This window comes from Rhizobium sp. ZPR4, from assembly GCF_040215725.1.
GTDB lineage: Bacteria > Pseudomonadota > Alphaproteobacteria > Rhizobiales > Rhizobiaceae > Rhizobium > Rhizobium rhizogenes_D.
This window is the reverse complement of record NZ_CP157969.1, coordinates 884,011-897,280: the sequence shown is the minus strand read 5'-3', so window position 1 is coordinate 897,280 and position 13,270 is coordinate 884,011. Positions and strand designations below refer to the sequence as shown.

Below are 13,270 nucleotides of genomic sequence, written 5' to 3'. Positions count from 1 at the left end.
AATGCTCCGGCCTTTTTTATGCAATTCCTGACGGAAAACCGCCATGCACCTTTCCTGGAATTGCCCTAGCCCAGCCGAAAATAGAAACCGGCGCTCTCGCTACGGCCGAGCTCCGGGTGGGTATCTATGGCGTGCGACAGAGAGGGAATGGACCAGCGGTCGACCTGCTTGTAGCCGAGCCTTGCAATATCATCGATGAAGTCCGCCTCGTCGCGCATGTGATAGGGGACATAGGACCTGCCGATACGTTCGAGTGTGACGACCGTGCTGCCCTTGCGGAGCGCAACCTTGTTGAGGATCAGGTGCCGCGGCCGGGAGGGCATTTGCGACAGCAGCCCGGACAGCGGCATATCGAGATATTGCATCAGCCCCGATCCGAGCAACAATGGCATCTCACCTGCATCTCCCATCCGATCGACAAAGGACAGGCTCGTCAGGCCTTCCTTCTCGGCCAGGCTTTGTCCGGCGCGGACGATGGCCGGCAGATCGTAGACGACCCAACGAAATGCGCCGTCGAGCGGCAGCAGAGGACGGAAGGCCCGATATTTCGTGCCCATGTGCCCACCGGCGTCGACGAGGCCATCGATCTCGTGCAGCAAATTGCGGACCCAGAACAACACCGGATAGTCCCAGGGCGCCACCTCACACATTTTGGCAAATGCAACGGTCGCGATCTCATCGTGATCATAGCCGGCCATGGTCTGCCTGCGGGCGGCAGCCATGGCAGCCTCATAGGTGCCATAGGCGCCCGTAAACCGCCGTGGAAAGGGCAAGAGATAGTTCAACCGCCCTCTGGCCAGGCGCAGTGGCGAAAGCCCCTGGGCGGCCGTCTGTGCGGCGCTCTTCAAAACCGAGCGTGCATGCGCCGACCATGACAAATTGGATTGTACCGAAGCCGTCATCCTGCATCCCCCTATCCGTATCTATCCTGTCGTCGCCGATCATCGCCTGCCCGAAAGAATCGAAACCGCGCCTCCACTCATCTTCTCCAGAGCCAGAAGCGTGCAGATATAGATTGCACCGCCCGAGACCACCTGCAGCAACACAGTCAGGACGCGCTGCATGCTGAGCGATCCGGCGAAATAGCCGAGCCCATAAACCGCTGACGCCATCAACGCGACGGCAACGGCCAGATAACCGCTCTTGCGCAGCACGCGTCCCCACCGAAGGCCGCCATAGTTCTTTTGCAGATGCATCGACGTGAAGAAGGAGATCAGCGACGCCAGGCACTGTCCCCAGGCGGCAGCGACCACACCGAAAGGCGCCAGAAGCAGGATCAGGGAGACGGAGACCACCGCATTCAGCAGCAGGGTGCGAGGCATGCGCCTGATGTTGCCCGACAGGGATAGAAGGGCTTCCGTGACGTAGCCCGGCATCAACAGGATCTGCTTCACCGACAGGATCGCGACGAGAATTGCCGCTGACGCCCATTTTTCGCCGAGCACGATGTCGATCAAATCGGACGATATCAGCGAAAGGCCGAGATAGATCGGCGTGGAGATTGCCATGAGAACCGTCATAAAGACGGTTGCGGAGGGGCCGGCGTCGCGAACCTGCCTACCGTCCACTCCGATCACGATCGCCGCACGGCGAAACAACGTCCAGGCCAGCATTCGCGCCGGTTCGCCGATAAGTTCGGAAAATGCCGCGACGATGCGTTCCGCGACGCGATAATAGCCCGCCTCCGCAAGGCCCAGAAAGCTGCCGATCGCAAGCGTTCCGGAATAGGAGCGGAGAAAGAGGATCAGCCGGTTCGACAGGATATGGCTCGAAAATTCGAGAATCTCGCGTGCGAAAGGCCAGGTGAGATGCAGCCTGGGACGCCAGGCGAGCACGGCCACCGAGCCGGCAAGACAGACCAGTTGCGAAACGAGCCGACCGGCCGCGAGCGAAAACACGTTCCAGCCAAGCCACAGCCCCAGCATCGCAACGCAGAGCCCGGCAATTTCGCTGGCTATCCGAATAGCGGCTTGTTTGCGCAGCAGGCCGCGCGCGACCAACAACCCATCGTAAACCGCGTAAAGAGACGATGGCAAAAACCAGCAGCTGAAAAGAACGAGGAGAAGCGCCTCATGCTGCCGGCCGAAAACGAGCCAGGCAATGGCGGCACCCATCAGTCCGACGATCGTGACCAGCACGCCGGCGATGATCGAAATCGTGCCGATCTGGTCGAGCTCCCGATCCGTGCACTCGGCCTTCATGACGAACTCGCCCCATCCCCCTTCCGAGATCACGACAAGCATGACGACGATGGCGGAACTGAACGCATAGAGACCGAATTCGGCCGATTCCAACACGCGGGCGGCGACGAGGAATATGAGAAGCTGGACGACCTGCGATACGACTTTCGAAACGAGCGTCGAGGCTCCGTCACCGATGATCGCGGGCATGCGGGCGCGCAGCCAATGACGCAGGCTCGTCCAGACAGTGCGCTTGGGGCGAAGCGGAAAGCTATCCATCAGCGCACCGTCGCGGTAAGTAAACACGAGCAAATCCGGCCTTCGCATCGCCCGGTTGAGAAATTCCGTTGAAAAATAACATGATAATCCACAGTTGTTTCCAGCCTTGCACCAGATAAAGTCTATAGCGTTCCCATTCAGGACATGATTCCGTGTAATGAAACGCTGCCTGCAAGCGGGGTGTGCCGGAATTGTTCGATTTTGTTTCAGAGAAGTTATTACCCTGAACGTCAGGGTCCGATCGAAATTCTCGGCAATAGAAGGGGGGCTTGCCGGCAATTGTCATGAAACACCACGCAGAGCCGCTTATGAAAGACGAGAACCAAGATCGCATCGCCTCGGGACAGCCAGGTGGATTGCGCCAGAAATTGTTGCTTCGTTGGATTCTGGTGATCTTCTGCCTTATCGTTTGGATGGCCGTCGCTGCTTTTTTCATTTGGTGAGACGTTCTTTTTCGTTGCGTGCGAGCAGCACGACGCCGACCGTTTTTACGAGAATTGCAAAGTCGGTGCGCAATGAACGACTGTGGAAGTAGTCCAGATCGAACTGGATACGCTCCTCGTAAGTGGTATCGGCATGGCGGTTGACCTGCCAGAGACCCGTGATCCCCGGCCGCAGCCCCAGATAGCAATAGAGATTGGCTCCGTAGCGATCGAGCTCGGCGGCGACGACGGGTCGGGGTCCGACCAGGCTCATGTCACCGCGCTGAACGTTCACCAATTGTGGTAGCTCATCGGCGCTGCTCATGCGCAGGTACTTCCCCAACCAGTGGACGCGCGGGTCGTTCGTCAACTTCTGCGTCGATAGCCATTCCTGCTTTCGCATCTCGTCACGCGCCAGTAGCTCCGCCAGCTGCCGATCGGCATCCTTGCGCATCGTGCGGAATTTCAAGCAATCGAACGGGCGTCCATCGCGGCCGACGCGCGTATGGCGGTAGATGATGGGCCGGCCGTCGACCAGAAGCAATGCAATCGCGATGACAAGCAGCGCCGGCGCAAGAAACAACAGCCCGAACCCGGAAAGAACAAGGTCGACAATACGCTTGGCCCGTCCGAGCCGTTCCGTTCGCCTCGCCTCACGGCGAGATCGCTCGCGATGGGCAATGCTGTCAAAAGTCGATAACATCTTCCAGACCCCTCACCACTATCATGCTCCCTTCAAAGGCTGCCAGCTGCCCCAATCCTTGACAATTGACCCTGCGGACATTGGCTTAGTCCCATTGGCGTAGAGAGCCGGACACAGAGCTACCCACAAGCCTCAGCCTGCCTCGTCGATCAGTCGATGGGCGGCTGAAAAGTCGTCATTCAGGGTCGACCGCAAGTTCATGCCGGCGGCGTTTGCACGGTCGAGAACGCGATCGTATAGGGCGAGCAATGCGTCACGCCATGAGACCGGTGTGTGCGCCAGCTCGCCTGACCGGCGGAGGCAATTCACGCTCATGAGGCGAAGCAGCATGTCATCGCTGGCAAGCCGGCGTATTCCGCTTGCGAGCGTTTCCACCTTGCCGCCCTGAAAGGTCAATCCGCATCCGAGCATCGAAAGCTCGTCGCCGAGAAGCGCCGTGTCCGGCAAGATCACTGGTATGCCGCTGGTCACGGCCTCTAACGCCGCCAGCCCGAAAGGCTCGGGCACTCGGGAGGAAATGACGAGCGCGCGCGCATCGCACAGGATGTCCCGCATCTCGCCCTTGGACTTCCAGCCATGAATGACGACTTCCGGAAAGTCCCGCTCCAGGCGAGCGCGGCCGGCACCATCGCCTATGACGTGTAGCTTCTCACCGGCGAGCCGTGCCGCGATCGCGGCATCTTCAAATCCCTTTTCCGGCTCCAGCCGACCGACAAAGAAAAAGTCACGCTTCTTCCAGGGTTCCGTCGGATGGGCGAGGAAAGGTTCAACCGGATTGCGAATTGTCTCGATGTTGCCCATGTCGATCTGCCCGCGGGCGAAATACTCACTCATGCGTTGATGCACAACGATGATATTGGCTGCAAATTGCTGGATGGGATAATAATGCTCCCTCACCATATGGCGGGCCGATCTCCAGATCTTCTCATGGTAGCCGCGCTTGTCGCAGTTTGTCGCCAGACAGCCGAGCGACATCGGCGTCAAGGGGCAGACCTGGCTTCTGCGGTAATTGGCAAATCCTCCGTTCGGGCAGGAGAGGAAATAGTCGTGAGCGTGCAAGACCACCCGGTCGCGAACCGGCCATAAGGCGCGAAAAATCGACGGCGACAGGATCTTCGACCAACCATGAACGTGATAGATGGTGCCCCGGCTGTCGACGCGCGACATGAGGGCATTCAGGCCGTCATAGGCTTGACGGCTGTAAAGGCCGCTGGCAAGCGCGCTGAGACGCGGCTGCTGCATCAGCGGCTGCGCTGCCAGATTGATGGTGTCGGATGCCGGCCGTTCGGAACCTGCGCTGTCGCCAGCAAAGTAGGTCACGGCGACCCCGGCTTCCTGCAGCAAAGTGGCTGAAAGTATCGCCAGATTCGACGCTCCGCCTATCTTGGCGGAGCGGTCGTTGATGACGACAACGCGATCGAGGCCAGAGGAGCGCGCCACCGGACTATTCCAATGCTTCGATGTTCTGCGGTGCCAACCTGCCCTTGAGCAGATCACGAAGCGCGATGACATTGCCTCTGAGGCGACCCTTGCGGTCGACCCAGGGCTCCGGTCGCCAGACCTTGACGAGGTTGGCTGCAAGATTGCGGCCGATCTGCATCGTTGCCTGCGGCACGCTCATCGTGCGCTTGCGCATGAGATAAAGTGGATTTGCTATTTGCGAATAGCCGAGACGGACACCACCCGATCGGCCACCTTTCGTGCCGAGATGAACGCCTTCGAGCTGTTTGACGCTGACAACCTGGCCATAATGGGCCACGAGCCTGCTGAAATCGACATCCTCGAGCCAGCCATAGAAGGGCAGGTTCTCGTCGAAACGCAGGGCCGCGGCTTTGACGATGGCCATGCGGATCGCCATGTTGCAGCCATAGGCATTGTAAACAGATCGGATTTGCATTGAGGGCTCGGAGCGACGCCGGCGTCCCGCATCGACCAAGCGTAAGCCATCACGAACGGAAATACCTGGTCCTGTAATACCGTCAGCCAAGACCGTTCCGGTGCACATGGCGACATCCGGCTGCAGCTGAAACAGCCGTTCCGTTTCCTCGATATAGGCAGGCGTCATCAGAAAATCGTCATCGAGGAAAAGGACGATATCCGCGTCCTGAACGCTGTCGAGGATGCGATTGCGCTGACGGCAAAGCCCGCGCTCGCTGATAAGCACGCGCACCGGAATGTCGAGATTTCGCAGGCAACTCGGATCGATGTCTTCCGGCGAGGAAAGGCACACGACGATCTCGTCCGGCTTCCGGGTCTGGCTGGCAACATGCGGGAGGATGGACGATAGGATATCGCGGCGGCCGGAGCTTGCGATACCAAGCGTAACCTTCAAGGGACGACCCACTACGCCACCCGTAAGCCGCCTTGCGGATGCACGCACCTGGCGCCGATCCTGCCTGCGGCGCCAAAGACGCTTATCCTGGTGGTGGCGCCTTTCGTGGCTGCGATTGGCGATGATGCCGAGAATATTGATCGTGGTCGTGCCGAAGCTTGCCAGTGCGTCCGACAGCCTCTCCACCGTCATCTTGTTCGTCTGCCCGACGACGACGACAATGCCCTCGAGATAGGTGCAGATGACACGTGTATCGGCAGAATCCTCGAAAGCGGACATGTCGACGATGACGACCTTGTATCGCCGGCGCAACAAGTCGATCTCAGCCTTCAGTGCGGGCAGATGCCCATAGCGCTGAAAAGCGGTAACGGATTTTTCGGTCTCGTCGACGGTGACGACCGGAACGCCGCCATGGGCCTGCATGACTTCCGCCTCGGGCTCGTGCTCGGCCTTCGCAACAAGCAGGCCACCCTCATGGGCGACGGCATAGCGGCGCGGCACATCGTTGATGCTCAAGGCTTCCATGCCGAAATCGGTGCCGGCTTCGGTCACCACGCAGCTCAGTCTCGCATTGAGGAAATCGGCGTCGACGAGCACAACGGATGCACCTTCGTGCTGGTAGAGCTGTGCGAGATTGGTTGCGATCGTGGTCTTGCCTTCGCCGGTACCGACCGAGGTGATGCCGATCACCATGGGTGCGTTCGGCGGGAAGGCGGAATCGATCGAATGCTTGACGCCACGCAAGGCTTCGGAAAATTGCGAATAGGGCGTATCGAGCACGGATCTCAACGGCAGCATCGTTCGTCGCCAGCCAGCATTGGCGACCGCCATGCGCCCCGGCAGGAAGGACGGGCTCATGTAGACGGGCACGTGGCCGAGAGAACTGATCCCCAATTCCCGCCGCAACTTTTCGCTGGAACTGACGCGGCGGTCCAGGCCATCCCGCAAAAGCGCTGCCATGACGCCGGCTGCAAGGCCGAGCATGGCCGTGAACGGCATGACGAAGGAGGACTTCGGCCAGGTCTTTGCCAGCGGCACGGCGGCCGCGGTCACGACGCGGACATTGCCAAGCGGAAACGATTCCTTTTGCAGCGCGCCAATCAGCTGCTGCAGGATGCTTTCATACATCCGTCGATAGGTGGTGGCGCGGCTTTCCATCTCCGACAGCTCCACCCTTGCCAGATTCTTGTCCGTTCCCGCGTCTTTCAGAGAGGCCAACTCGTCGCTGAGGAGCTTTTCGCGGGTTTTGGCAACTTCCAGATTTGCCTTGTATACCGCCTGGATGCGCTCGAACTCCTTGCGCATATCTCCCTTTATTCGATCGATTTCCTGCTGGGCAGCAATAATGGCGGGATTGTCGGCATCATATCTGCTGGTGAGATTGTTCAATTTGATTGTGGCAGTTCCAAGATCCTCTTGCAGCTTCTGTATGCGCGGATTGTTCATCGTCTCGTCGACGTCGCCTTGGATCTTGCCACCCGACATCAGCTGGTTGAGCGTTTCGAGCTTGGCCGATTCTGCTGCCGTTTGCGCCTTTGCTGCAACTGCCTGACTGCTGATCTCCGATAGTTGCTGCTGATCGAGAGAGGACGACGTGCTGATCTCCATGATGCCGTTTTTGGCGCGAAACTCCTCGACATTCATCGCGGCCTCGCGTGCCTGCCGTCCGACTTCGATCAAACGTGTCTCCAGCCATTTGGCTCCGCTCTGCGCTGCGGAAGCCCGTTCCGACAGACCGGTGCTGATATAGGCCTCTGCAATCGCATTCGCCGCGTCCGCTGCCTTTTGCGGGTCGACCGAACTATATCCGATCTCAAGAATGTAAGATTGACCAACGCGAGTAACTTCGACCCTGGAGAGGAAGGAGGCCATGGTGCGGCGCATGAGGTCATCTTCTGTGGTTTCCGCTTTCGCGCTGCCATCATCGCCATGCTTGAAAAAACTGAAGATTGCACGCAGCTTGTCATGCAGCGTAGCCTGCCAGGACATGCCGCCTACGATCTCCGGATCTTCTGTGAGATTGAGTTTCTGCACGACCGCGCGCGCAATCGCCTCGGATTTGACGATCTCGACCTGGCTCGCAATTTCCGCCGCTTCGATGATGACCGTTCCGGTGAAGGCATCCTGTGAGACGATGCGCCCCTGGTCGGGATCCATGACGAGCCGCGTGGTCGCCAAATAGACCGGCTGGGTCGTCGCCATATAGAAGCCGCCGATACCGAGACCCGCCCCCGTAAACAGTGCGAAGATCATCCAGTGGCGTTGCAGGAAACGCCAGACGTCGCGAAAGGAGATATATTCGCTGCCCCCTGTACCTTTGGCGCTCGAAGGAATGCTGCGCAAGCCCTTACCGATCTCGTGAATTGCCATGATTGTCGCCCCACATTGCTCGCTTATCACTATTGAGATTGGCCGGTGTCGGCGGATGAAAGCGCCGTGCCGTCCAGGCTTCCGGAAATGTTGTAGCGCACGTCCAGAACGTCTCCCGGCTGTAGCGCCGTCGCTTCCGATGCCTTGATCGCATTGGCTTCGTCGCCGTTGCGGGTGATCCAGTATTCCATCGGCTGGAGATCGAGCGCCTTCATGCTCTGACTTCTCGAAAGCGAAGCGCCTGAAAGCTGCAGCAGCTGCAACGTCGTGTTTCGCTTTAGTTTCGTATCCTCGATTTCGGTCTCGGTAGTCTGCAGCTGCTGGCCAGCATCGGTCTTGCGTTGACCCGTGAGATTGAGCGCATCGCGCTGGGTCTCGCTCAGCTTCTGCTTCGCCTGCATCGAAGCAACGACAAGATCCAGCTTGCCTGCCTGCATCTCAGCGACGATCCGCTCCAGCGAGGTCTTCCGCGAGGTGGTCAGGATTTTGGTGTCGACCAGCTTGGAAATGTCGCTCAACTCGTCCTGCGCGATCTTCACCTGCTCGTCCTGCGACGACATTTTCTCATCAAGAATGTTGATTTCGTTACGCAACAGCACTTCCAGATCCGCGGCGGCGGCGAGTTGCTGACGCAAAGCATCCGCCCTGGCATTGAACAGGTCGACTTCGCTCGTCATGATCTGCGAGACGGCCGATCCCTCGGGAGCGGCCTTGATCTCGGGCGGAAATGAAATCGCCGGCTGATCGTTGAGTTCGGCCATGAGGCGGGCCCGCCGGGCGCCAAGCTGTTTCAGCTGCAGCTCCATCCGGCTGATCTCGCCGGCATAGCTGACCTGCTGCGCCTCCGAGTAGTCGCCGGTCTGACTGGACCGACGCTCCCGCCCACCCGCCATGGCGATGGCCTGTTTCACCGTCAGGCCGGGCCTGAACTCCAGCTCGCTTGGTTTTTCGACAGCACCGGACACATAGATCATCGGATATTTGACGACCTCGACCGAGGCAGTCGGCGCAAGCGCCAGACCGGTGATCTGCTTCAGCTTCTCGCCGATATCGGCACTGATGTCTTCGACGGTCTTGTCGCCGACCTGCATTTCTCCAATCATCGGGATTGAGATCGAACCCGATTGCGACACGACATATTCGCCGTTTAGCGCCGTCCATTCCTTGTATTCGCCTGTTGCAGCGATCCATTCGACGATGGCGACCTTGATCCGCGCCTGAGGCCCGACACGATAGACGTCGTTGGCCGCGGCGCTCGCTATGCCGTGCATGGCCACGCCGGAAAGAAGCAACGCCAACAACCAGGGCGCCATGAGCCGAGACGGCCTGGAGATGGAATGGTAAGCTGAAGCGCACACTCTAGACATGAGTCGAAATCTCGCTTTCTTGATCGCTTGCGCCATCACGCGGAACAAGGCGCCATGCAGCGAGATCAGCAGCTGAACGCATAACGTGTAAATCCCCTACCGAAGCAACAGGGCTTATCATTTCTGGCAGGGAGGTAGGCGACGCTGCCGTCTCTTGGTCGGATGGGCATATCCTTGTGTGCAGGCGCGCACCGGCGGCTAAATCTTTTGGCTACTCCCTTCGGCCATTTGTATGCCGCAGTGAACCGATGTAGGCCCTGTCGCAAAAGTTGCCGGCTGCCCAATGTTGTTTCGGCCCATGGAGGGAAGAGCAATGCGGGTAGCGATCGTGCATTATTGGCTGGTGTCGATGCGGGGCGGAGAAAAAGTGGTCGAGGCTCTCTGCGACATGTATCCGGACGCCGATATCTTCACTCTCGTCTATGATGAAAGCCGTGTCTCCGAGAAGATCCGCAGACACAAGATTTTCACCTCCTTCCTTCAGCGGATTCCGGGCGCCGCCAAGACCTACCAATCGCTGCTGCCGCTGATGCCCTTCGCATTGGAGAGCTTCGACCTTACCGGCTACGATCTGATCATTTCCAGCGAATCAGGCCCGGCCAAGGGCATTATCCCGCCGCCGGGGGCAACGCATGTCTGCTATTGCCACTCCCCCATGCGCTATCTTTGGGATCACTATCACTTCTATCGATCCCATGCGGGCCTAGCATCCCGGCTCTTATTGCCGATGCTGGCGCCGTTGCTGCGCTCCTGGGACGTCAATACGAGCATGCGGGTCGACCGCTTCGTCGCCAACTCGCATCATGTCTGCGACCGCATCGGCAAATATTATCGGCGGCCCGCGACGGTGGTCTATCCGCCCGTCAATGTCGATGATTTCATGCCGGCGCCATCGACCGAGGATTTTTATCTCTGCGCCGGCCAGCTGGTTCCCTACAAGCGGATCGATCTGGCGGTGAAGGCCTTTACCCGGATGAATCGCCAGCTGGTCGTTATCGGCGAAGGCAGCGAAGCAGAGGGGTTGAAGCGCATCGCCGGTCCCTCGATCACTTTCCTCGGCAGGACCCCATTTCCAATATTGAAGGAAAAGCTTGCGCGCTGCCGTGCACTGATCTTCCCCGGCGAGGAAGACTTCGGCATGGTTCCGGTGGAAGCGATGGCAAGCGGGCGGCCCGTTATCGCTTACGGAAGCGGCGGAGCGCTGGAAACCGTCGCACCGGGGGTGACCGGCATTCTCTTCGATCAGCAGTCTGTCGACGCCCTGATCAAGGCGGTGATCGATTTCGAGGCCATACAGCACCGCTTTCACCCGGAAACACTGCAATCGCATGCGGAACAGTTCAGCCAGCGCAAATTCATCGCAGCCATGCAAGCGATCATCAATGAGGAGCTGCTGATCCGCAAGGCCGCAAGGCTGCGGAGCCACCCTGCCGTTCAAACAGGTCGCGAAACGCAATTGCCAGTACTTGCGATGGAGCCGCACAGCAGGACGCTTCAGTAAAAGCCTGGGGCACCGGCTACCCGGCCTCGATCGGAAACGAACCGCAAAAGAAGCGCTGACGGCGAGGCATGGTCCGCGAATCAACCACGGAGCAATCGAAACCACCCAACGGAAGCGCTACAACCGCCGCACTGCCTCCATTCCAGGAATACAATCTTCTTGCGCTCGGAATGAAACAGATGATGTCGCCGCGGTCGATTTAATCTGCACATGTCTTAGCAATCATTGCTAAATATGAAGATCTCGTAATATATTCGCTTAAAGCGGCTGTCGCCTTCTGGTAAGTTATGACTTGCGCCCGCACGCTCGATGAGACTGCGATCGTTGATATGCATGCTCCGATGCGAACGGACCAGTTCAAACTGGACAATGGCCGGATTTTGCGTGGCCGGCTTGGGGAGGACGAGGCCATATGCCCGAGAACCGAGTGGATCGGTCGCAGCGAATTCCATATGAGTCCGAATCCGACACCGGTTTAGAGGCGGTGATTTCGCTTTGGGATCTCGATCTCAAGCTGCTCGATTCCTCCAAGAGCTTCAAAGATCATATCGGCCTTCCGCCCCGGAACGAGGTGACTCTGTGGGAGGCCTACCCGGCGCTTGCAAAACCGGCGCTTGCCGAGCTCATCCATCAGGTAATCGATACGGGGGAACCGCGCACGATCCCGCTCGACGATCCAAGGCGTGGAAAACGCAACTTCCTCGTCTCCTATATCCGGGTGGGGCTCCTGATTGTCGAAATCAATGGAGCAGGCACGAATGAGAGCCAACCATCCGAAGACAATGAAAAAGCGCGGCTCATCCATCAGGCAACGCACGATGCATTGACCGGATTGCCCAATCGCCGCCAATTCAGCGCGGCGCTGGCGCAATTGCTGCCGGCGAGCGGCAAGATTGGGCCGGCGCTGATGCAGCTCGACCTCGATGACTTCAAGCCCGTCAACGACACTCTGGGCCACGGCGCCGGCGACATCGTGCTGAAGCTCGCGGCTGAAAGAATCAAGGAAGCACTCGGCCATCGCGGGACTGTCTACCGTCTCGCCGGCGATGAGTTCGCCATCATCCAGGTCGGTCCACAGCGGGCCTTCGAGGCGGAGCGGCTGGCGGATGCGCTGGTGGCCGAATTCAAGAAGCCGTTCACGGTCAACGGCATCTCCCTCTTCGTCGGTGTCAGCGTGGGGATCGCAATCGCGCCGCGCGACGGCAATGAGGGGGAGCAGCTGATGAAGGCTGCCGATGTCGCCCTTTATGCCGCCAAGAAAGAGGGACGACGACGGGCGCGGACTTTCGATCCGGCCATGCTGATCGTGGTCGAACAAAGGGAGCTTCTGCGGCGCAGCCTGCGCGTCGCGCTGCAGCGTGACGAGTTCTTCATCGAATATCAGCCGCTGGTGGAGCCAACGTCCAATGTGGTCGGCTTCGAAGCGCTGCTGCGCTGGCGGCATCCAACCCTCGGGATCATTCCGCCGGCCGCTTTCATTCCCATGGCGGAAGCCGACGGCCTCATGCGCGAAATCGGCCAGTGGATGCTGGAGGAAGCCTGCCGCGAGGCCCTGGCATGGCCGGCCCACTATACGCTTGCGGTCAACCTTTCTCCGGCGGAGTTCCTGACGCCAGGCCTGACCGATCGCATCTCTCAAACGCTTGATATCGTCGGATTCCCGGCCGAACGCCTGGAACTGGAAATCACCGAAGGCGTGCTTCTGGAACGCACCACCAACAATCTGGACACGCTGAACACGCTGAACGTGCTCGGCATCCAGATTTCCCTTGATGATTTCGGCACGGAATATTCCTCGCTCAGCTACCTCAAGAATTTTCCCTTCGATACGATCAAGATCGATCGCTATTTCATCAGGGATCTTTTGCAGGATAGCAAAAGCCAAACCATCGTGCGCTCCGTGATCGGCCTCGCCCACGGTCTGGACATGCGGGTGACCGCAGAGGGTGTCGAAACGCAGCAGCAGGCGGCCTGGCTCCAGCAGGAAGGCTGCGACCGCTTGCAGGGCTATAGCATCAGCCCTCCGCTCAGCGCCGACAAGCTCGATGATTTCATAAGGCAGGGTGCGCGCAGTCAATCGGCCGCGACATTCGACGAATATCACGCCAGTCCGTGA

At 59.1% G+C, this 13,270-nt stretch carries 9 protein-coding genes; 3 read left to right on the top strand and 6 right to left on the bottom strand.

Going from position 1 to position 13,270, the window contains the following annotated elements; translation table 11 throughout:
* Positions 1-65: 65 nt before the first annotated feature.
* Together ABOK31_RS31795 and ABOK31_RS31790 are read right to left on the bottom strand one after the other, a co-directional pair.
* The gene (locus tag ABOK31_RS31795; RefSeq protein WP_349961643.1) at positions 66-902 is read right to left on the bottom strand and encodes a methyltransferase, TIGR04325 family; all 837 of its coding nucleotides are present in this window, start codon (positions 900-902) and stop codon (positions 66-68) included.
* Positions 903-941: 39 nt separating this feature from the next.
* Positions 942-2,486, bottom strand: a complete 1,545-nt coding sequence (locus ABOK31_RS31790; RefSeq protein WP_349961641.1) for an oligosaccharide flippase family protein — start codon at positions 2,484-2,486, stop codon at positions 942-944.
* A gap of 281 nt (positions 2,487-2,767) precedes the next feature.
* Here ABOK31_RS31790 and ABOK31_RS31785 point away from each other — a divergent pair, with 281 nt between their 5' ends.
* A complete protein-coding gene (locus ABOK31_RS31785; RefSeq protein ID WP_350019307.1) occupies positions 2,768-2,902 on the top strand; it encodes a hypothetical protein in 135 nt (44 codons plus the stop codon).
* Here ABOK31_RS31785 and ABOK31_RS31780 read toward each other — a convergent pair.
* The 4 genes from ABOK31_RS31780 to ABOK31_RS31765 all read right to left on the bottom strand — a co-directional run bounded on the left by ABOK31_RS31780 (position 2,892) and on the right by ABOK31_RS31765 (position 9,599).
* Complete coding sequence (locus ABOK31_RS31780; RefSeq protein ID WP_174173726.1) at positions 2,892-3,584, bottom strand: sugar transferase; 693 nt, start codon at positions 3,582-3,584, stop codon at positions 2,892-2,894. The two genes, ABOK31_RS31785 and ABOK31_RS31780, sit on opposite strands and share 11 nt — an antisense overlap.
* 132 nt (positions 3,585-3,716) lie before the next feature.
* Positions 3,717-5,024 (bottom strand): glycosyltransferase family 4 protein, encoded by a 1,308-nt coding sequence (locus ABOK31_RS31775; protein WP_349961638.1) that lies wholly within the window; start codon positions 5,022-5,024, stop codon positions 3,717-3,719.
* Positions 5,025-5,028: 4 nt separating this feature from the next.
* Positions 5,029-8,286 carry a GNVR domain-containing protein gene (locus tag ABOK31_RS31770; RefSeq protein WP_349961636.1) on the bottom strand — a complete coding sequence of 1,086 codons (3,258 nt, stop codon included), beginning with the start codon at positions 8,284-8,286 and terminating at the stop codon, positions 5,029-5,031.
* Between the two features lie 29 nt (positions 8,287-8,315).
* Complete coding sequence (locus ABOK31_RS31765) at positions 8,316-9,599, bottom strand: polysaccharide biosynthesis/export family protein (RefSeq protein ID WP_234910187.1); 1,284 nt, start codon at positions 9,597-9,599, stop codon at positions 8,316-8,318.
* A 367-nt stretch (positions 9,600-9,966) separates the two neighbouring features.
* Here ABOK31_RS31765 and ABOK31_RS31760 point away from each other — a divergent pair, with 367 nt between their 5' ends.
* Together ABOK31_RS31760 and ABOK31_RS31755 are read left to right on the top strand one after the other, a co-directional pair.
* Positions 9,967-11,154 (top strand): glycosyltransferase, encoded by a 1,188-nt coding sequence (locus ABOK31_RS31760; protein WP_349961634.1) that lies wholly within the window; start codon positions 9,967-9,969, stop codon positions 11,152-11,154.
* A gap of 412 nt (positions 11,155-11,566) precedes the next feature.
* Positions 11,567-13,270 (top strand): bifunctional diguanylate cyclase/phosphodiesterase, encoded by a 1,704-nt coding sequence (locus ABOK31_RS31755; protein WP_349961632.1) that lies wholly within the window; start codon positions 11,567-11,569, stop codon positions 13,268-13,270.

Coding starts and splice junctions, on each gene's coding strand:
- ABOK31_RS31795 (WP_349961643.1), bottom strand. CDS start 902: ATGACGGCTTCGGTACAATCCAATTTGTCATGGTCGGCGCATGCACGC.
- ABOK31_RS31785 (WP_350019307.1), top strand. CDS start 2,768: ATGAAAGACGAGAACCAAGATCGCATCGCCTCGGGACAGCCAGGTGGA.
- ABOK31_RS31780 (WP_174173726.1), bottom strand. CDS start 3,584: ATGTTATCGACTTTTGACAGCATTGCCCATCGCGAGCGATCTCGCCGT.
- ABOK31_RS31770 (WP_349961636.1), bottom strand. CDS start 8,286: ATGGCAATTCACGAGATCGGTAAGGGCTTGCGCAGCATTCCTTCGAGC.
- ABOK31_RS31765 (WP_234910187.1), bottom strand. CDS start 9,599: ATGGCGCCCTGGTTGTTGGCGTTGCTTCTTTCCGGCGTGGCCATGCAC.
- ABOK31_RS31760 (WP_349961634.1), top strand. CDS start 9,967: ATGCGGGTAGCGATCGTGCATTATTGGCTGGTGTCGATGCGGGGCGGA.
- ABOK31_RS31755 (WP_349961632.1), top strand. CDS start 11,567: ATGCCCGAGAACCGAGTGGATCGGTCGCAGCGAATTCCATATGAGTCC.